At 47.6% G+C, this 19892-nt stretch carries 16 protein-coding genes and 3 pseudogenes; 7 read left to right on the top strand and 12 right to left on the bottom strand.

Annotation, left to right across the window (positions count from 1 at the left end; genetic code table 11):
* Positions 1 to 124 precede the first annotated feature (124 nt).
* Positions 125 to 424 (bottom strand): BolA family protein, encoded by a 300-nt coding sequence (locus tag K5621_RS05425; RefSeq protein ID WP_107110650.1) that lies wholly within the window; start codon positions 422 to 424, stop codon positions 125 to 127.
* A gap of 75 nt (positions 425 to 499) precedes the next feature.
* A complete protein-coding gene (locus tag K5621_RS05420) occupies positions 500 to 1147 on the bottom strand; it encodes an alpha-ketoglutarate-dependent dioxygenase AlkB family protein (RefSeq protein WP_425332467.1) in 648 nt (215 codons plus the stop codon).
* A 178-nt stretch (positions 1148 to 1325) separates the two neighbouring features.
* On the opposite strand from K5621_RS05420, the gene K5621_RS05415 reads away from it, so the two are divergent.
* Positions 1326 to 2456 (top strand): methyltransferase, encoded by a 1131-nt coding sequence (locus K5621_RS05415; RefSeq protein ID WP_221050644.1) that lies wholly within the window; start codon positions 1326 to 1328, stop codon positions 2454 to 2456.
* A 106-nt stretch (positions 2457 to 2562) separates the two neighbouring features.
* Here K5621_RS05415 and K5621_RS05410 read toward each other — a convergent pair whose 3' ends face one another.
* Positions 2563 to 3405, bottom strand: coding sequence for a choice-of-anchor H family protein (locus tag K5621_RS05410; protein ID WP_221050643.1), 843 nt, complete (start codon positions 3403 to 3405; stop codon positions 2563 to 2565).
* A 357-nt stretch (positions 3406 to 3762) separates the two neighbouring features.
* Between K5621_RS05410 and K5621_RS19990 the strand changes: the two genes are divergently transcribed.
* From K5621_RS19990 to K5621_RS05395, 3 genes are read left to right on the top strand one after another with little or no spacing between them, the layout of a single operon-like run.
* The gene (locus K5621_RS19990) at positions 3763 to 4266 is read left to right on the top strand and encodes a PepSY domain-containing protein (protein ID WP_245003138.1); all 504 of its coding nucleotides are present in this window, start codon (positions 3763 to 3765) and stop codon (positions 4264 to 4266) included.
* 13 nt (positions 4267 to 4279) lie between these two features.
* The gene (locus tag K5621_RS05400; RefSeq protein WP_221050642.1) at positions 4280 to 4969 is read left to right on the top strand and encodes a response regulator transcription factor; all 690 of its coding nucleotides are present in this window, start codon (positions 4280 to 4282) and stop codon (positions 4967 to 4969) included.
* Entirely contained in the window at positions 4969 to 6318 is a 1350-nt protein-coding gene (locus K5621_RS05395) for an ATP-binding protein (protein WP_221050641.1), read from the top strand. The genes K5621_RS05400 and K5621_RS05395 overlap by 1 nt, the downstream gene beginning before the upstream one ends.
* Before the next feature lie 828 nt (positions 6319 to 7146).
* Here the strand turns inward: K5621_RS05395 and K5621_RS05390 are convergent.
* The 4 genes and pseudogenes from K5621_RS05390 to K5621_RS05375 all read right to left on the bottom strand — a co-directional run bounded on the left by K5621_RS05390 (position 7147) and on the right by K5621_RS05375 (position 11124).
* A complete protein-coding gene (locus K5621_RS05390; protein ID WP_221050640.1) occupies positions 7147 to 7512 on the bottom strand; it encodes a hypothetical protein in 366 nt (121 codons plus the stop codon).
* A 123-nt stretch (positions 7513 to 7635) separates the two neighbouring features.
* Positions 7636 to 8025, bottom strand: a complete 390-nt coding sequence (locus K5621_RS05385) for a hypothetical protein (protein WP_165564567.1) — start codon at positions 8023 to 8025, stop codon at positions 7636 to 7638.
* A gap of 1062 nt (positions 8026 to 9087) precedes the next feature.
* Positions 9088 to 10137: pseudogene (locus K5621_RS05380) on the bottom strand (transposase).
* A gap of 135 nt (positions 10138 to 10272) precedes the next feature.
* Positions 10273 to 11124, bottom strand: a complete 852-nt coding sequence (locus tag K5621_RS05375) for a DUF5677 domain-containing protein (protein ID WP_221050639.1) — start codon at positions 11122 to 11124, stop codon at positions 10273 to 10275.
* A 131-nt stretch (positions 11125 to 11255) separates the two neighbouring features.
* On the opposite strand from K5621_RS05375, the pseudogene K5621_RS05370 reads away from it, so the two are divergent.
* Positions 11256 to 12459, top strand: a pseudogene (locus K5621_RS05370) (IS4 family transposase).
* A 257-nt stretch (positions 12460 to 12716) separates the two neighbouring features.
* Here the strand turns inward: K5621_RS05370 and K5621_RS05365 are convergent.
* The gene (locus K5621_RS05365; protein WP_221050638.1) at positions 12717 to 12956 is read right to left on the bottom strand and encodes a hypothetical protein; all 240 of its coding nucleotides are present in this window, start codon (positions 12954 to 12956) and stop codon (positions 12717 to 12719) included.
* A 276-nt stretch (positions 12957 to 13232) separates the two neighbouring features.
* Complete coding sequence (locus K5621_RS05360) at positions 13233 to 13952, bottom strand: hypothetical protein (RefSeq protein WP_221050637.1); 720 nt, start codon at positions 13950 to 13952, stop codon at positions 13233 to 13235.
* A 568-nt stretch (positions 13953 to 14520) separates the two neighbouring features.
* Between K5621_RS05360 and K5621_RS05350 the strand changes: the two are divergent.
* A pseudogene (locus tag K5621_RS05350) lies at positions 14521 to 15491 on the top strand (IS110 family RNA-guided transposase).
* Between the two features lie 27 nt (positions 15492 to 15518).
* Here K5621_RS05350 and K5621_RS05345 read toward each other — a convergent pair.
* Positions 15519 to 16589, bottom strand: a complete 1071-nt coding sequence (locus K5621_RS05345; protein ID WP_221050635.1) for a YcjF family protein — start codon at positions 16587 to 16589, stop codon at positions 15519 to 15521.
* Positions 16590 to 16770: 181 nt separating this feature from the next.
* Here K5621_RS05345 and K5621_RS05340 point away from each other — a divergent pair, with 181 nt between their 5' ends.
* Complete coding sequence (locus K5621_RS05340; protein WP_221050634.1) at positions 16771 to 17898, top strand: IS110 family RNA-guided transposase; 1128 nt, start codon at positions 16771 to 16773, stop codon at positions 17896 to 17898.
* 325 nt (positions 17899 to 18223) lie between these two features.
* Here the strand turns inward: K5621_RS05340 and K5621_RS05335 are convergent, their stop codons facing one another.
* Positions 18224 to 18838 (bottom strand): hypothetical protein, encoded by a 615-nt coding sequence (locus K5621_RS05335; RefSeq protein ID WP_221050633.1) that lies wholly within the window; start codon positions 18836 to 18838, stop codon positions 18224 to 18226.
* A 135-nt stretch (positions 18839 to 18973) separates the two neighbouring features.
* Positions 18974 to 19555, bottom strand: a complete 582-nt coding sequence (locus K5621_RS05330) for a DUF6988 family protein (RefSeq protein WP_221050632.1) — start codon at positions 19553 to 19555, stop codon at positions 18974 to 18976.
* Between the last annotated feature and the right edge of the window lie 337 nt (positions 19556 to 19892).

Genomic DNA, 19892 nt, shown 5'->3' with positions numbered 1-19892 from the left:
GGGTATTCTCCCTTGGATGGCAAGCTGGCTTGCACTGTTAAATGGTTTCGCGTCTCAAAGCGCTATTATTACAGCGCCAAAACACAAATGCAGCCCCTGGAGGCGGTTTATCAAGCCAGGACTTTTAACCACGGCACTTGGGCGACTCAGGCACGGCGCTTTGGGCATCCCATTCGGCCTGAGTATAAGTATGCATGGACAGAGCGTGCACGCCATTGGCCAGTTCATCCGCCAATGCCTGGTTCACTTCTCTATGACGAGCCAGCAGACGCTTGCCATCAAAGGCTTCACTGACAATGATCACCTTGAAGTGCGTCTCTGAATTAGGCGGCACATGGTGATTGTGGCTCTCGTTGATGACTTCTATATGACTCGGCGTCAGGGCGAGGCGCAACTTCTGCTCTATGGTCTGGGCAACGGACATGGTAAAACCTGATATAAGCTGTTGGGATTGGCGGCAGGTTACTGCGTCGGCGAACAAAGATCAATCCGACAATTTTCAACCACCAGGAGGATGAAAACCCGGTTTGAGCCGCCGATAGGTGAGATTGAGCCTGGGCTCTGTGAGTTTCAGCCTTCTTGGCAATGCATGTTGCCACTCCTGCTGCATCGGCCAGCGCATCAACAAGAGATCGCCCGGGTTAAGCCTGAGCCGCAGTTTCTCGCCGCTTTGCTTGTGTCTCAAATCAAAATCGCGCCCGGCGCCCAGACTGATTGACGCGATATCGGCCCCCTCTGCCAGCTCAGGTTCATCGTCGCTGTGCCAACCCATGGCGTCGCGGCCATCGGCATAACGATTTACCAGCACGCCGTTGCTGCCAAGCTGCCAATCCCGATCCAGCTTTTGCCTTAGCCGTAACAGATATTTGGGCCAGGGAAGCGCCCTGACCAATAACCCTGAGTAGCGATAATCACAGCCGGGATCGCCAAACCACACCTGAGTACGGGGAATGGCGTGACGCTTGCCGAATATCTCAAGCTCGGGGCGAGTCAGGGGATAATGCTCCGCCTCGCGCCAAATGGCATCCTGCTGGGCTGGATTGAGATAACCGCGCACCAACAACATAGGCGGCTGCTCAAACCGCTGCACGCCTGTTGCCGACTCATCAGATGACCCAGGCTCAAGCGCAAACAGCGACTGCTGTATCTCTTTTGAACTCATATTTGAACTCACCTTTGAACTTCATGGCATTGTTTCTCTGTGGTTTATTGCCCGGCTTAAGCCTTATTTATTACATAATGACCAAGGCAGACTTTCGCAAATATCGCCTTGAGCGCCAGTATTTGCGATAATCCGCGCAAATTCGTCCTTTAAGCCCAGTTATATGACCAGCCAGTTCTCAGCCGCTGATATTCAGCTTACTCTGCACCGCTATCCCGAAGAGCAGGAATCCAACCTCCAGGCCTGGGATGCCGCCGATGAACACCTGCTCAAACAACTCGCCGAGGAACAGGCGCCTCAATCTGTGCTTATTATCAACGACAGCTTTGGTGCCCTGCTGTGCGCCATTCGCCGACGTTACCCAGATGCAAAGATTCACTGGAGCTCGGATGCCCGCACTTCCCACCTTGGCGCTCGACAGAATCTTGAGAAAAACCATCTCAGCGCTGCCGACATTCACTGGCTAAACAGTCGGGAAATGCCTGCTTGTGTACCCGATACCATATTGCTGAAGCTGCCCAAGAACCTCAACTTTTTTGCCTGGCAGTTGAGCATGCTGGCCAATATGCTTCCCGCCGGTACCCGGGTATTGATTGGCGCCAAGGCCAAATCCATCAATCAAGCCTTGTTGGCCCTGATTGGCAAACATCTGGGCCAGGCCAGCGCCAGTCTGGCATGGAAAAAGACCCGGGTGATTACCGCCTTCGCCGATGGCCAGACACGCGAATTGCCAGCCCCCAGCGAGTGGCCCCTTGGCGAATTCGGCCTCAATATCTGTAATCTCAGCAATGTATTTGCCGCCGGCAAACTGGATATCGGCGCCCGTTTGATGTTGGCCAACCTCCCCGAAGGTGAGTTTAGCTCTGTGGTGGACCTGGGCTGCGGCAATGGCGTTTTGGGGCTGGCGGCGGCCAAACGTTATCCCGATGCAAGTATTCACTTTGTCGATGACTCAGAGATGGCCGTGGAAAGTGCCCGGCTCAACTGGCACGGCAATGGCTTTGAAGCCGAACGCGGCCACTTCTATTGGGATGACTGTCTGAGTCATTTGAGCGCCGGGGTCGCACCGGATCTGGTGCTCTGTAACCCGCCGTTTCATCAGGGAGAGGCCATCACAGATCATATTGCCTGGCAGATGTTCCTCGATGCCAGACGGCGTCTGGTGAACGGCGGCATACTGCATGTGGTTGGCAACCGTCACCTGGGCTACCACATCAAGCTCAAGCGCCTGTTCGGCAACTGCAAGACCATAGCCTCCAATGGTAAGTTTGTGATCCTGCAAGCCTCTAAATAAAAGGCCAACAAGAGTAAACCTTGTTGACCCATTCCGGCCCCCATTGGGAACCCGGAAAGAAACAGGCCGGGAGAGACCCCGGCCTGTGTAGTTAAATTTTGTAATTTCAGGCGGCAACTTTGCCGCGCCTGTAACGCAAACCGCCAAGCAGTATCAGACTTGCGAGCGCCAGCACTGACAGGCTGCCACCGGCATCGACTAACACAGTCGCGCCATCATCTCTGTCCCATTCGCGACTCTCAAGCGGCAAGGCATAGAGGCTATTGCTTTCATAAGAACTTATGGTCGCCACTATGTCACTGTAACCGGGTTCATAAAGGTCGATCAGCACATCATAGTGGTCGCTGGGGTAGCCGCTCTCTAACGTGGTGAGCACTTCAAAGTCATCCTGGGTACTGTCTCCCTGAATGTAGAACACCTCAGTGCTGTAGTAATGCTCCCAGTCACCGCCGTTGCGGCTTAGATAAAGCTCAACATAAACGGGCACAGACTCGGCCGGATCATTGCCGTAAACATCGGCATCGAAGCGCACCGCAAAGCTGCGATAAAAGCCATCAGAGTCATAATCGTCATAAAGGTAGCTGGCCGCCTCATAAAAGCTGAACTCATGGTAATAGCTGTGGGCCGCCATGGAGACCATCCGCTGCGGCGCGGCTTGGCTCTCGGGCAGTTTCTGTTTATTGGCAATCATCTGCTCGCGGGTCATGCGCTCACCGGAAACCTGAGCTCCGGCAGATTGCCACTCCTGCTGCAGTTGCTTGAGCAACTGCCTGTGTTGTGCCGCCCGTAGCTCGGCGCCTGGGCTATCCTGTTCTTCGCTTGGTTGCTGCGCTTTTTGGCCGATGGAGACTTGTCCGCCGACAGGCTCCTTGGCATAGGCTGCAGGCAGAGCCCCAAACAGAGCCAAAAACAGCGACAGGCTAAATACAGTGTAAGATAATAATTTCATAGTGCTTCTCCACAGGGCGCATCTCGCGCTTACTCGGGTTTAGGGAAGGTGCGAACAAGTCCCATGTGTGCTCTGCGTCGGCTTACAGGCCTGGATGCAAGGCGTGGTTCGCAGCAAATGGCCCTAGTCCTTTGCAAGAAGCACAACATAGCAGGCAGGTCTGTAAGCCACGCCCTTCGGGGCTTTCACAGCAACCGGCTCTCTGCGTTATCCGACTTCGACAGGCCCCGGCATGCCTTCAGTCAGATGCCTTGAGCGCCAATTGCTGTGCAAGCCACTCTCTACAAAAGAGAGTGCCACGAGGACTTATTCGCACCTTCCTTAGCATTATTAAAAGTCAGCCTGGGTGAACATGAGATGAACGGTTTCTGTCAGCCGATGTTCATCTTGGAAGGAGTACAACTGACCGGGCCTGAGCGAATACCGGAGGAAGGACAGATAGAGAGTGAAGACCCGGCTGGCTATTTCATCCACCGCGGGGATCTTTTACACTGGGCCAAGCGTTTCCAAAAGGGCAAAACCATGAAAAGGGGCAGTAAAATCAAGCATCAAGCTTATCACTCAAGCGGAATTATCGCGGCAAGCATGCTATTGCTGTCGCTGGCTTTCGCTCAGCCCCTGCATGCTGGCCCCTTTGCCAAGCCGGAACGAACGACTCAGGCCCAGGAGGCCAAGCTGAAAGTCCGCAGCGGCGATGAAGCCGCCAGACTGGTGAAGCAGGCTTATGGCGGTAAGGTACTCAGGGTGCAGTCTGTTAAGGTCAACGGCAACCCGGGGTATCGAGTCAAACTGCTGCAGGACAGCGGCCGAATTGTCTATGTCTCTGTGGATGCCCGCAGCGGCCGCCTGCAGGCAAACTGACAGGAAACAGCTTATGCGACTGTTATTGGTAGAAGATGATGCCGCCTTACAGGCCAACTTAAAACAACATCTGCAAGAGGCAGGTTTCAATCTGGATGCGGCGTCAGACGGCGAAGAAGGCCTGTTTCTGGCGGCGGAATATCCCTATGATGCCGCCATTATCGATATCGGCCTGCCCAAACTCAGCGGCATAGCACTGATTGAACAGATGCGCGCCAAGGGACTGGATTACCCTGTGCTGATCCTCACCGCCAGAGACGGCTGGCAAGACAAGGTGGAAGGCCTGGATGCCGGCGGTGATGACTACCTCACAAAACCCTTCCACCCCATGGAGCTCACCGCCAGGATCAAGGCTTTAATCCGCCGCAGCGTAGGTAAGGCCAGCCCCTTGCTGCAAAGTGGCCCTGTCACCTTGAATACCAGCAGCGGTGAAGTACGACTCGGCAAACACAGCGTCAGCCTAAGCGCCTCCGAATACAAATTGCTCGAGTATCTGATGCTGCATCAGGGCGAAGTCACTTCCAAGAGTCTGCTTATCGAGCATATCTATGATCAGGACTTTGATCTGGACTCCAATGTGATTGAGGTATTTATTCGCCGTTTGCGCAAGAAACTGGATCCCGAGGGCACGCTTGGGCTTATTGAAACCCTGCGTGGTCAGGGTTATCGCCTTAATGCGCTTCCTGTCAGAGATAAGCCCTGATGAAGCCCTTGCCTGCAAGGCTTTTGCCCGGTTCACTCAAGGGCCGACTGATGATCAGCGCCCTGCTGTTGAATCTGGTGCTCTTGCCGCTTATCGGCGTGACCCTGAACGATGCCTTTCGTGCCCAATTGACCCACGCGGTAAAAGATGAACTCAGCGCCGCCCTTTATGGAGTGTTGGCATTGGCAGAAGTGGAACAGGGCGAACTGGTTCTGCCGGATCAATTACAGGACAAACAGTTCAACATAGATCAATCCGGGCTCTACGCCCTGGTCAGCAGCCAAGGCAAACTGGTATGGCATTCGCCTTCCTTTATCGGTATGCCGCCTCCGGGCAAGCTTCCAAGCCCACCACTCGGTGAAGGCCGCTTTGGCGAAATGCTTCTCCTGGGCAAGCCCCACTTCAGTTACAGCTTCAGCGCCAGCTTTGCCTCGGCCTCGAATAATGGCCGGGATATTCCCTTTACCGTACACATCATCAAAGATCAGACCGGCTTTGAGCAAACCCAAGGCGCCTTCAGCCGCCAGCTCTGGCAATACCTGGGACTTTTGATGCTGTTCCTGTTACTGGTACAAGGGGGCTGGCTCTGGTGGACACTCAAACCACTGGCGCGCTTTCGCGCCGAGCTCGAAGCGGTTGAGCAAGGCAAACGGCAACATCTCGGCAGCGACTATCCCAAGGAGCTGCAACAGGTCGCGACCCAACTCAATGCCCTGATAAGCAACGAACAGCGCCAACGCCAACGTTATCGCAACGCCTTGTCGGATCTGGCCCATAGCCTGAAAACACCGCTGGCGGTACTGCAAAGCCTCAAGTCTTTGCCAAGCGATGCCCAAGAGCCCATCAGCCAAATTAACGCCAGCATAAGCCACCAGTTGAAGCGAGCCCAAAGTGCCGGCAGCGGCGCTTGGCACCAAGGGGTGGACAGTAAAACCGTGGCCGACAAACTGCTGCGAACCCTTGGCAAGATTTATGCGGACAAGGCGCTGGAGTTTGAGGCTGACCTGGCAACAAGCGCCCTGTTTTACGGCGATGAAGCCGACCTGGCCGAACTCCTCGGCAATCTATTGGATAACGCCTGCAAGGCAGCAAACAGCAAGGTCGCCCTCAAAACCTGGGTTAGCGAAAAAGGGTTGAACCTCTGCATCGAAGACGATGGCCCGGGCATTACAGAGCAGCAGAAAACCCAGCTGTTCGAGCGCGGTGTCAGAGCCGATAACTACCAACAAGGTCATGGTATAGGACTGGCGATAGTCAAAGATCTGCTGCAGAGCTACCAAGGCCAGTGGCAAATAGATCAATCTCCCTTGGGCGGTGCTCGCTTCACTCTGTTTTTACCCAGAAGTTGAGATTGGGGATATAGTACATTCATTCCCCTTACCGATTTGCAACAAGGCTAATCTTGCCAAATGGCGATAATGCCCCCCTTGATGTGCCAACAAGCACAGCCCAAGTTTCCAGCAATGGATGTTTCTGCCTGCCGTTGGGATGGTCACAAAGCCCAAATGCAGTGAAGAACAGGATGTCCGAGAACGGCCTTTTGCACAGGCTCCCCTGTGACACGGCGAGAGTTGCGCAGCAACATGCTTTCGAGCGCGAGCCTGGGATGGTGAGCTAGCCGTTGTGCATGAATGCATTTGTTCCACGACGTTAGGCCACTGGCACAGTGGCTAGCATTGCTTCAAGCCAAAACTCACCAATGAACTTGATCCTAGCGGCTAGCTAAGTTGTGGCCAATCACCTGCGGTGCGGATAGGCAGGAAGCCTGAATGCAGTGAAGGACAGGACGTCCGAGAACTGCCTTTCGCACAGGCGATCCTGTGACACGCTGCGAGTACGTCCCTGTAAGCTCTGCCTCGCCATCCCTGGCTCGGAAGGTCACAGTTCCGTCTGTGCCTGAAAAATAGGTGTGTGTCTGTAGATCTCTCAAATATTTCAAGCTATTTAGGACTAACAGAGTTGCACCAACTCCCCCCCGGTGTCGCCGAAAGCCGTTGGCACAAATAACATTGCAGAGTGACGCCCCCTCAGGAAATAACCGCTTCCCAAAGTAGCGTTGATATCCTGTATGCGAGAGCTGTTGGTTACGCTCAATACCATGATGAAAAATCGAACCCGATGGGCGAAAGCTATCACAATTAGTGAAATACTTATTGACGGAATGCCACCGTCACTCGTTATGTTTCAATGCCTCGTTCCTTAAACATATTTTTAAAAACTATTTGAGCCCATTTAATTACTATTTCAGAGTTCCCAAGTTCATCCTTATCCAGGTAAGAGATGAGGACAGGATACCCGCCGCTGGGACAATACTTTGAATGTTCGAATCCATCCCATTCCAAACCCAACCCACGAACAGGTATGCTGGGGTCTCCGTTAACCCAGTAACTTACTTTTTCAAAATATCCCGCAGATATCAGAGATTCACCAATGTTTATGGCTTGTTCTACGGATTGAAAACAAACAGGTTGATAGGTAGTTTTATTGATCGAAGAGCAACCTGGTAACAGGAGGCTTAAAAAAGCGACATGCCAAATTCTCATAATATCTTCCTTGAAAAATAACGCCTTACTCAGCGGTGGTTTGGTTGTAGTGGAGTTTTGGCGTACAGTGGCGAAGCCACGCAAAAACGGAGCGTAGACTAAACCGTCAACTGGAGTAACTTGTTAAGCCTTTGCTCTATAAAAATCATCTTCATAAGCTGGAAGTTCCTCGAACGAACACCAATTACTTTCGGTAAGAATTGAAACATTATCTTGGACTAGCGCCCCCCAGAGCCTTACTAACTCAGCATCAGATATATTTCTTAAATACATACTCTCTGGAAGTTCAGACTCGACACCTTCTAGAATATCAATATTATCGAAGGTTATTAGACCGCTGACTTGAGCTGTTATCGACCAGTGTTCATTCCCTACCGAAACTTGTGTATGTTCATCATCCGGCTCGTCATGCTCTTCCGTTCTTAGCTCCTCTACTAAAGATTTAGTAATTTTTTCAAAATTACTCTCATTTATTTCGGCGGAATATCCACATCTCGTTAAGTAATTCGCCATTTGATTTTCCTATTGAGGCTTAATGCTGTTATAAATTGCCGAAATAAGCGTAGCATATTGAGGTCAATTTCATGACCTTGTTAAACGCAACCTCCCCCGATATAAAATAAGATCCCTGGCTTTTGAATTTTGCAGCAACCATAGAAATTCAAAAATAAAAATTGGTGCTGAAATAAAGTATTGGACCGAGGCCGGCAATATTCCAATACTCTTTAGTGGGCCTAGCGCGATCATAGCTAGATAAAAAGCTATAGATCCCATGAACAGTATGAGAAATGCGTAGTTTCTAACAACCTGATACATGATTTCAGCATCATTTCTTCTCATTCTTTTTATGGAATGCATATGCCGGGCACGCACATTGCGAATAAACCTTCGTACATGCCGCGAACTACCCAAGATCAAATTAATAATTCGTGATCTCAAATTGTCAAATAACGGTTGGAACAGGACCAATGCTATCGCCACCACAACAGACAATACAAACTCAGGTTTTTGAAGTGTCTGGATATACGTTTCCATGTTTCCTAGCTCCGTTTAAAGAAAAAATCAAACCACCCATTATAAAACAATAACCTAATCTTCTTTCTGTCTACGTTCAAGCACCGCTAGGGGATTTGAGCACACTGAGGTAGAAAGATATCCATGAGTTGCAGAGGTTTGATGAAATCGTACCGATTTCACGCAAAAATGCGAGATTTGAGCCGTGCTAGCCCTACCCATGGTGATTTCAATGATTGCGGTTGAGATAAATAGCGGGGTGGTCAGGCTGTTTGAAGATACTGACAGCTGGTTGCAAAATGCCGTCGTCGCCTCTCCAAGCGAAAAATCACAGCGAAAAATCAAGCCACCCATTATAAAACAATAACCTAATATTCTTTCTGTCTACGTTCAAGCACCGTTAGGTGATTTGAGTACGCTGAGGCCGAAAGATATCCGTGAGTTGCAGAGGTTTGATGAAGTAGAACCGATTTCACGCAAAAATGCGAGATTTGAACCGTGCTAGCCCTACCCATGGTTCAGGGGGGTCAATGACTGCGATTGAGTTAAATAGCGTAGGGTTTAGGCCGTTTGAAAGTACTGACAGCTGGTTGCAAAATGCCGTCGTCGCTTCTCCAAGTGTTCGCAGTAACAACTGAGCTCTTGCAAGGTGCCTACCGGTCCAAGAAATAGTCTTCCAAATTCAGTGGTAAGCTTGAGCCAGTTCTCATGAGGGATATTCAACCGCGTCAGTAGCTTGGCACTCTTTTCACTTATCGCGCCACGTTTATCATTGCGAATACAGCGCCCGGTATCATCCACCAATTCAAGATAATCCTTGAGCCCAAACGTAATACCACTGGGCTGATTACTGCATTCATTGCCGATAAAGGGCAGTAACCTGGCGGGTTGTTCGCATTTCAATGCTGCCTGAATACGTAACTGAATGCTGGTATGTTCCGACTGCTCAGGCGTATCGGCCATCTTGGCTCTGATGGGATTGAGGTCAACGTAGGCCATGCAGGTTAACACTGCGGCTTCATCAAGTAAGGCTTGTGACTTAAATCTTCCCTCCCACAAATTTATCCGGAATAAATTTGAACAGCTTTAGCTGGCCCGCAGGGAGAGCGCCAGGGATGGCGGCGAATAAAATCGACCGGTACAGTTATCTTCCTGATTGGCTTGACGCGCTATCGGTTCATTAAGACAACGCATGAACCAACTGATGTCACATAACCTGCTGCGATAAATCGCAATAGTATGCTTCAGCCTGGGGACTTCATACGCTTCAATCAGCTCACCTTGGGTGAATTTGCGGGTTAACTCATCACCTTTGAACAGCTTATGCCATTGCTCAAGCACTTCTCTGTCTGTCCATCGGTTTGCTGTCTCTATATCAATATGCAACACCAGATGTAGATGATTACTCATGATGGCGAATGCCGCCACATCAATGGCAAAAACGGCCTCCAGTTCAAACAGTAACGATTCCACCCAACCACGGCGGTGGTCATAATTCTTGCCCGAGTAGGCATCATTACCACACAAGAAGGCACGCCGTACCACGCGGCTGCAACAATGGTAGTAAGGCGTATCTTCAAGGCTGATTTGAGTTCGGCGAGGGCGCGGCATAATAACCTCCTTGTTAAATGCTTAAACAAAGCATAGTCGGAAGCTAACTACCGCGCCATTAATGCTGGGTGTCCATTTTTTTCTTTCGATTAATGCTGGGTGTCCATTTTTTTTCTTTTATTATTAAACAGATTGTTAAGTTTCATATTCGTTGGCATTAAATTCTTGCAGTGCGTCTTTTAAACTTGCAAACAGTGGCTCATAGTTTTGTCTTAAGGTGTTGGAGAAATCTGGATTTTCACCACAAAACTGAAATAGAAATAGCGAACGCATTTCAGCAAAAGTGCAGAGATCAGAAATAGATCGAGCTATATGCGCAGCTTTAACCCATGCTTGTTCTTCTGTCGTACGCACACATCGCTCCCACACCATAGCAACACCGTCACCATCTTTATGGATAAGATGACTACTCATCCCGTAGTTATAGCCTAAATGGATCAAAGGATTAAGCCTCGTATCATTAGACTTGCTAAACTCTTGTATGATGTGGCTAAACGACCACTTTTGTTCTAGCTGTTTTCGTTGCTGCTTATTTGTATCACCTCGAATACTGTCCACTTGTTCTGGTTCTAGTGTTAGTTCTTGAATTGAAAGCCAATTATGCATATCTTGTGGGTCGACTTCTGCTAACAAAGAACTCGCACGATCACTTCGTTTAATAGCAGAGTAACTGGGAAGAACCTCCCAATATTCATTAACTTTCGTTAGCACTTCCTCTTCAGAGCCATTCAGCATGTAGATGTACTTGGTAACGCCTTCAATTATTGTACGGTTAATAATTTCAGCATCCCACTCTTGACCATGCTGTAACAAAATAAGTGAACTCTCTGAGCTAAAGTGACAAGATAAGTACAACTGGGTACTTACAAACCTAACCATGGGATGCATGTTTTGAAAATCTTTATCTAGAAAAGGTTTGCAATGATCAAAGTGCTCACCAATGAAATGGCTAGCCATTGCAACCCAAGATTTAAACCTATCGTCCATAGTTACCTCGTGAAACTTAACGCCCGCATCTAGGGAATCCCCAGATAATTCCCTTTTTATTCAATTTAGTAGACACGCATGGTGTTGATTGATCTAATTGATTTCGCCAAAAAACTACCAGATCCAACACCATGCGTGATGTCCACATCTTACACGATTTACTCAAAAAGCAATGCCCACAAATACATCAAAAACGGCTTAATTCTCTGATGATTGCTACAGAAGCGTTACTTGATGGCAATCAGTTGTCACTCACTCAGCTTGGTCGCAATATCTCTGGCGCGGTGGCGCCAAAGCACAACATCAAACGGATAGACAGGCTACTCGGCAACCCGCATCTACACTCTGATAAATTCGCTATTTATCAATGGCATGCAAAGTTACTCTGTGCAGCTAATCCCATGCCGGTCATCCTCATTGATTGGTCTAATGTCCGTGAACAACTGCGGATGATGACATTGCGAGCCTCTGTCAGTGTGCAAGGGCGCTCGGTTACCCTGTATGAGCGTACTTTCAAGTTTGCCGACTACAATGCTCCCCGCAGCCATAACGCCTTCTTGGCTGAGTTGGCACAGGTGCTGCCATCCCATGTTTGTCCACTGATTGTCACCGATGCGGGTTACCGCAATACCTGGTTTCGGGAGGTGGAACGATATGGTTGGTTTTGGCTTGGCCGTGTCCGTGGGGATGTCGGCTTTCTCCTGGCCAATCATGCCCAATGGCAGTCGAATAAGTCGCTTTATCCCTCCGCCACGGCGAAAGCCCGGCATATTGGTTTCGTAAAACTGGGACGAAAAATCGGCTATGCGCTGTCATTTACATCTGTACAAGGCTGCGCCGAAACATCGAGCCGACAAGCGGTCATCCAAAGCAGGACGCAATCATACGGCACAACAAAGTTACCGTCTTGGCAGTAAAGAGCCTTGGTTACTGGCAACCAACTTGCCTACTGAGGCGTTCTCGTCAACGCAGGTGGTCAAACTTTATGCCAGACGGATGCAGATAGAAGAAACCTTTCGCGACCTCAAAAGTCCCCAATACGGCATGGGACTCAGACAAAGCCGCAGTCGTTGTCCACGCCGTTATGATGTGTTGTTGCTGATAGCTTTGTTGGCAGAAATCCTGCTTTGGTGCATCGGTCTGGCTGCCAGGCATCTGGGATGGCAGCGGAGGTTTCAAGCCAATACGATACGTGACAGAAACGTGCTATCTGTGCTCAGGCTCGGCAAAGAGGTGAGACGACGTCCGGAATACTCAATCAAAGAATCGCATTTTCGCTGGGCTTGGGGTGAATTTCTTAAACTGGTTAACACCTCTGGGAGGCCCGAATTATGAGGGGATCATCCAGCGCCCGCATTTGCGGCTGGTTTGTAGCGCAGCGGAAAACCAGTCCGACAACATGCGCTTGTTAAATTTAATGTGATTTAGACCCGATAGGTAGGTGAGGACCACAATAGCCTATGACAATAGTTGATTTTTCACTATCCCAATGAAAGTGCACCCGGATAGTCTCTGCGATATTGTCCGCAACGCCGATTCTTAAATGTTTAAACATATATGTATCTACACCATTGTAAGTAAACTGTCTGAACTTATTTAGTTCTGGGCTTTTTTTCTACTGTTTCTGACTCATTGGCTGAATAAGATTTTCCAAAGATATCTTTTGCTTTCGAGTCACCTCCTTGCGACAAAATATCAATATATTCTGTTGCCAACTTAAACAAAAGACCAATAAGCTTGCGGCCTTGTTTGAATGAAATTGAATCCCTTGCTGATGTTAAAGCACTATCAAGCACTACAATTCTAGATGGATACATGGCCTCAACTAACATCAAACATTGTTCCGGGTTGGGGTCATAAGTTAATGTTTCAGATAGAATCTGAATTAACTCAGCATCTAATACCTGATCTCCAGAATTAGCACTCCCTAGTTGTCTTTTTTAATTCTGAAATAGTGTAGCTATTTGACCTGATTTCTTCGGTTAATGCCTCATTTGTGTCTTCAAGCTCCATCTTTTCCATTTCGAACGAGTCGACTATCTGTTGGTGCTCGTCTTTGAGCGCTTCAATCGTACTGTCATACGAATCTATTTGCTCAAACGCCTCATTCAAAAGCTCTTCATAATCACCAGATTGCTGAAGCTCACTATACTTTTGTTTGAGAAACTCTCTGTGGTCTTTTGCCGTTTTGCTCGGACATCTGTTGGGCTAAAGTGGAGCCTTTTTCTATACCCATTTGTAGTGTGAGTAATAATAGATAAAAGCTCACCAATTAGATATTTATCATTACTTTTTAGCTCTTCTAGGTGTTCGACTAATAGTAGCCTTCTCGGGCAAACGGACCTATTTCTTATTGGAAAAATGACATTAATAGCGCCACCCCAAGCAGAATAACGCCTACCCAAGGCTCTTTCCATTTCCCAACTATCAACAGACTGATCACATACAACAACCTGCGCTAATCCTATAAGCTGCTCTTGTAAACTTCGTGGATTGAGCAATGGTTTACCACTTGAATCACAACTAACAAGCACAACCGGGTGTTTCCGCTCAGGCCTTTCTAGTTCAGCAAGAAGGGCTCTAAATACCTCTTCATCGTTGCTAATATTTTTGAGGCCCAGACCGATAGTATCTTTTGAAATATTGCAGTTATTCTGGAGGTATTTGACGACTTTAGGTCTTGATGATTGAGGAATATCAGTAACCTGTGTACTAATATCGCTAGTTTCTAGAAGAGTTGTAAAAAGCACCCCATCGGATTCTACCCTGATACCAATTTCTGTAATCCATTGGCGACCATGAACATCGGAGTCTGGGTTAGAAAACAATATGGAATAAAGAAAGGGTTCCGCTTGGGAAGCGTTGTAGGTTCTAACTTTTGCCGACCAATAATATAATCTTCTGAAATCTTCAGCTCTTCAGGCGTAAAGTGTCTTTTCGTTAGTTCCTTTAACCACCCTGCAACAGTTTTTAAGGTACTATCAAGAGCATTAGATCCATTAACCTTAATCTGATTTACATATATTAACATCTTGTATCCTTAGTCTGGTCTTGATGACTGGGCAGAAATTTAACGCCCTGTTAAGGTGTGAGCAACGAAATACCGATGCCGCCGCATACCACCTTAAACATTAAACGCAACGCATAGCAAAAATGCCACGCGTTGCGAATCACTCTTAAACAGTTTGTATGGATAATAACCAAGCCAAAAGGGTAAAAAGTGAGACCCAGGCTTTAGCGGCAACTAAAGCTTTCTATGTGGCAGTTCGGTTGAATGCTGGCTCCTCTGTCGAGAGACCGATAACAAACATGAACGCCTCATAGGACTCCAAGCATAAACCTCGAATAGTCGACTGGGTCTCGAACCCGCATTTCGCAAGCAAGAGTTAGCTTATTATGAATACAAACACACTTCAAAACATTAATATTGGTGTTGATACCGGCAAATTACAGCTCGACATTTACATCCGTCCACTCGATGTCTTTTTTACCGTGCCAAACAACGAAAAGGGTATCAAACAAGCCTTAACTACTATCAAAAACACAACCCACAGCGTATCGTTATCGAAGCGACTGGGCGCCTAGAAATGCCCTTCGTGTTAGCGTGTACCGAGGCCAAGTTGCCTATTGTTCGTGCTAATCCTGTTCATATCAAACGCTTTGCCGGTGCTATTGGTCGTAGAGCCAAAAATGACCGCTTAGATGCACAGCTTATCGCTCATTATGGTGAAGCCATTAAACCTGATTTGACGGTCATAAAGGCTAAGAACATACGTTTAATGAGTGACTTAGTAATTCGCCGCAATCAGCTGCTCGCGATGCAGACCATGGAGAAAAATCGTATTCAAATTTTGCCTAAGCACCTACATTCGACAATGACCCCCATCCTGACTGCGATAAAAAATCAGGTCTCAAAGATTGAAAATAAGCTTGTCAAACTCATCGAAGATTGCCCCGAATACCAAACTAAAAATACCCTCTTACAAAGCGTACCTGGTATCGGCAATATCGCCGCTGCGTCTATCATCAGCAATGTGCCTGAGTTAGGCTACATTACCAACAAGCAAGCGGCTTCACTCATCGGCGTCGCCCCTATTACACGTGAAAGCGGACGCTACAAAGGGAAACGAGTCATCCAAGGAGGCCGCGCACAGGTGAGAACCGTTTTGTACATGGCCATGATGTCAGCCATGCAATGTAACCCTGTTTTCAAGGACACTTACGCTCGATTACTCGAAGCTGGAAAACCAAAGAAAGTGGCGATTATTGCCTGCGTTCGCAAGATGGTGGTCATCCTAAACTCTATGCTTCGAGATGGCATCATGTGGGACCAAAACATCGCCCAAAATAAAGGATTGACGCCATAGTCGTTTGTTATGTTTATTTTGCGTTCTTCATTTTTCTTTTAGTCTCTCGCCAATTTCTACCGCATCTGGTTTTGCATCTGGATCGTCGGCAAATATAGCAACTAATACAGCAATATATGCTTCCCCTAAAGCTACAGTTAATGCTGCAGCAGTTGTTGCTGATATTGCGCCACCCGCTACTGAACCCACACCCGGAATGCATTTCAGAATATTAGACACAATAGCGCGCCCAGCAAAAGATACACCAGTAACACCTATCGCAGAACTTACTAAGGTGCTTAACGTTGCTTTAGAAAGTTCAATGCCAAATACCGACGTAATACCGGCAATCATCCCTACTTGAATTGGTGCTAAAATTGCCACATCCGACATCGGAATAGGGCTAGCACCTGCTGCCGCAGCTGCACTTGATGCACCAATAACTATTTTACGAGCTTGAGATTTGTTGTAATCCAAATTGGCTTTTTGAGCAGCTGCTAGCGCTTTACGCTTTCCCTCGGGAACCACCTCAGAAGAGATTTCGATAAGCTCTTTCAATCCCATAGGTGGGATTGGTGGTAGTCCTTCTTCTTCATCAAAATACTCGGTGATAGCCCTTACACGTATCACATTTTTTGCTTGCGGAAGTAAACTTTGTGCTTTTTGCTTGAAACCTTGGTCAGAACGAGCCTTTGTTACCACACCAATTAACGGTACTCGTTTTGAGACCATCTCATGTAATCTAATTTCAGCATCTTCAACACGCCTCCCATCTTCTTGAATACACAACCAAGCTAAATGAATGTGTCGATTTGGATCGCGATCGTTACAACGGTCCTCAATGACTTTTTCCAGCTCAGACAAAGTAGATTCAAAGTCATTCATTTCTAATCCTCGTGTATCGAAGATCGTTAATGGAATGCCTTCCTTATTTATCTCTCTGGTATTCTGAGTAACTGGCCTGCCTTGACCTGTTTCAGCTAGTTTGGACTGAAACACTGAGTTGATTAATGTACTTTTACCAACACCAGATCTGCCTGCTATCAGAATATTAATATGACCTCTTTCTTTAACTGCCTTTTCAAGTGCATCATTAATTATCTTGTCGAAATGTTCCATTTCTATCCTATATCAACAGTTTTCAATAAATATTTGTTATGACATTTGCCTTAACACACCTATAAACATAGACATAATGATTCCCTGTGCAGGTGTCGGCCTCCGTGTTTTCTCGTGGATTAGTTAAACCAGAGCCACACTGTTTGTTGATCCAATAGGCAAACAATCACAGGAGGCCGACATGTCTAAAGCTAACACACTTTTTATCGGGTTGGACGTACACAAGGAGACCACTGACGTGGCCTGGGTTTCTGATAAGTCTGCTGAGACTGTGCATTACCATGGCACAATCCCAACCAACCTGCGTTCATTCGATAAACTCATTAAAAATCAAACAGCCAAGACCAGCAAGCTCTGTGTTATCTATGAGGCCGGTCCCTGCGGCTTCTGGCTCTATCGTCATCTGTTGCGCCGTGGCATTGAATGCTGGGTGGTAGCACCGGCACTCATCCCCAAAGCCCCGGGCGACCGGGTCAAAACCGATAAACGCGATGCCATGACATTGGCCAGGTTAGCGCGTAGCGGCGATTTGCACTCTATTTATGTTCCGGATGAGCGGGATGAAGCTATCCGCGACCTTATCCGCTGCCGGGAAGATGCCATGCTCGACTTGCGCCAGGCACGGCAACGGCTGAAATCCTTTCTGCTGCGTCATGGTCATCCCTGCACTGGTCGGCAAAACTGGACCGAGGCCTATCGACGCCACCTGGCTGATATCAGCTTTCCTCAAAGTGCTACTAAAATCACCTTTCAGCATTACATTCATATCGTTACCGAGCGCTATGAGCGCTTGCAACGGCTGGAATTGGAACTGCAAAGCCTGGCCGAAAGCTGGCGTTGGTACCCACTGGTGCAACGTCTGACGGTACTGCGTGGAGTACGTTTCTTATCCGCTATGACCCTAGTGGCGGAACTGGGTGACCTCAGACGCTTTGCTTCTCCGCGTTCACTGATGAACTTTGTCGGTTTGACACCCAGCGAACACTCCAGTGGTCAGCGGGAACGGCGCGGCGGCATCACCAAGTGCGGCAATAGCCACGCCAGACGCATCCTTATTGAATCGGCCTGGGCCTATCGTTTCCCCGCTCGGGTCTCGAGGGAATTGGAAAGTCGCCAACAAGAGCACTCTATCAAACTGCAAACTCGCTCATGGGAAATCCAGCAGCGCCTATGTCGACGCTTTCATGCCTTAAAAGCAAGAGGCAAAGAATACAACAAGGTCGTTACCGCTGTGGCTCGCGAACTGACAGGCTACATTTGGGATTTAGCCCAAGGTTTTGATGCCGATATGCCACAACAAGCGTACTGAATTACATTTAAAAATCACTCTGGCAGCGCCGGACGGCGGCAGCGGTGCGAGCAATCCTCGAGGGCGTTAAGCGGTCACATCCGCGCTCCTAGACTGAGGCAAGGCTCCTGCGGCGAACACAAGTAATGCGAATAACCAAACTCGCGGATATCAGCAAGGTCAACCGCCGACACTTACTCGCCAAAGTCCGACTGTCAGAGTGCCCTTACCGGAGATTTTTGGGTCTCCGGTAAGGACACTTTTATCTATTTGACAATGGGAATCATATCAACGCCCGCATAATAGGCGCGAGCTTGCGAGCGTCCTAATTGATGCGCTTGTTAGCTCAATCACAAGCATCTTTGCCTTCTTCGCATGCTTCAACGCATTTTTTCTCATCATAGTATGAAGAGAATTGATCGTCGCACTCATCTTCGCAAGCATCAAAACCAGACGAACAACTACCACCAGAAGACTTACTCATTTGCATAAGCAACATTTGATTAAGTAATTTTACTTGGTTCACTAACTCATCGCGGTTCATGGCTCTACACGAGTTACCGTTTTTTGTGAAGCCTGTATTGCACTCCCACATGGAGCCGAAAGTGAAATGCGCGTTATCTGGTAATTGTACTTTGATGCACTCATCTCCACTTTCTTTATAGCCCTGATTACATGACCATGAACCACCAAACGTAAAACTGGCATTATTTGGAAGATGAACTTTGTCACATTTATCGCCATTTTTTCGATAACCAGTATTACATTGCCAACCACCCATAATTGAAATTGATGCATTCTCAGGTATATGGATTTTTACGCATTGGTTATTTTTCACCTCGTAACCCGTATTGCATCTGCAGCCTTTCCCTAGAAAATCAGGACTAGAATTCGGTGGGCACTGGCCTTCAGCGAAGGCTAGTAGAGGAAAATATAGAAACATTATTAAGAAATTACGCATAGTCGTTCCTGAGAGCTAACGCCCAATTAAGGGGTGAACAACGCTACCAACCAACCTAAAACATTGTGCCATAAACACTAAATTTGAAATAGAAGCAAAAGTGCCAAGCGTTGTGAATCCCTCTTAAATTGCTTGTTATAAATGCAATTTCACGAAACCTAAAGCTTCCTGAACTTCTAGCACAGTACTTTGAGCTTTTCTGTCATTGCTAATTAACGCTAGCTCACCGGCAACCAACAAACCATAGTTATTTGTTAACCTTTTCACATCTTCAATAAACGGTTCATCAAAGTTTGAACCGATTGTTTCGTCAGATATTCTACGTGAAACTTGCCCTGCCCCGGAGTGTGTTAATCCATTTAAAGTTCGCCATAAATATTTCTTGGCTGTTGATAGACCCTTGCCTTTTGTCTCTTCGATTTCACTTACCAGCGCCCCAAATGGCTTTTCAAATTTGTCTCTTCTAAGTCGATCAATATCTTTTGCATCCGAGCAGTGGTAAAACCACAAACCTTTTACATAGCTTTCAAAAAGACACCTTAATAGAGCACTTGCTGAACTATAAAGCTGAAGTTCAAGTAACGTTAAAATTGAGCGATAGTGTTCCATGCATATTGAGTAGTACGAGCTTGCAATCATAACCTTGTCGGTACGTGGTAGCTCAATATGGTTTAGTGCTTCCTCTAATTGAAGCAAATTATTCTTCGATTTTTTCATAACTTCACTTGGATTTATAACAGCTGTATAGTGCGCATGCGCGTTTTAGTCCTCGGAGGAGTGTAAACGCGCATCGCTATCTGTTTGTATTAGCTGGATATAATACCATTTAGTCCAAATATCCCTTGCAGCTAAACGCGCATGCGCGGTTTCAAACCTATTATCTACCCGCTGTATTTTTTAACATTATGAATTTGATGCTATTTCCTAAAATGTTACAGAAATAACGCGCAAACTTAGCTGCAAATTTCCGGCATTTTGTCCAGAACGTCAATAATACTGTATAAAAATCAGCTCTGAGGTGCTTGTCATGAGCGCTCCAAGCCCTGCAACTAAG

This window comes from Shewanella carassii (genome assembly GCF_019670705.1).
Classification (GTDB): domain Bacteria; phylum Pseudomonadota; class Gammaproteobacteria; order Enterobacterales; family Shewanellaceae; genus Shewanella; species Shewanella carassii.
This window is presented reverse-complemented; position numbering and strand designations above follow the sequence as displayed.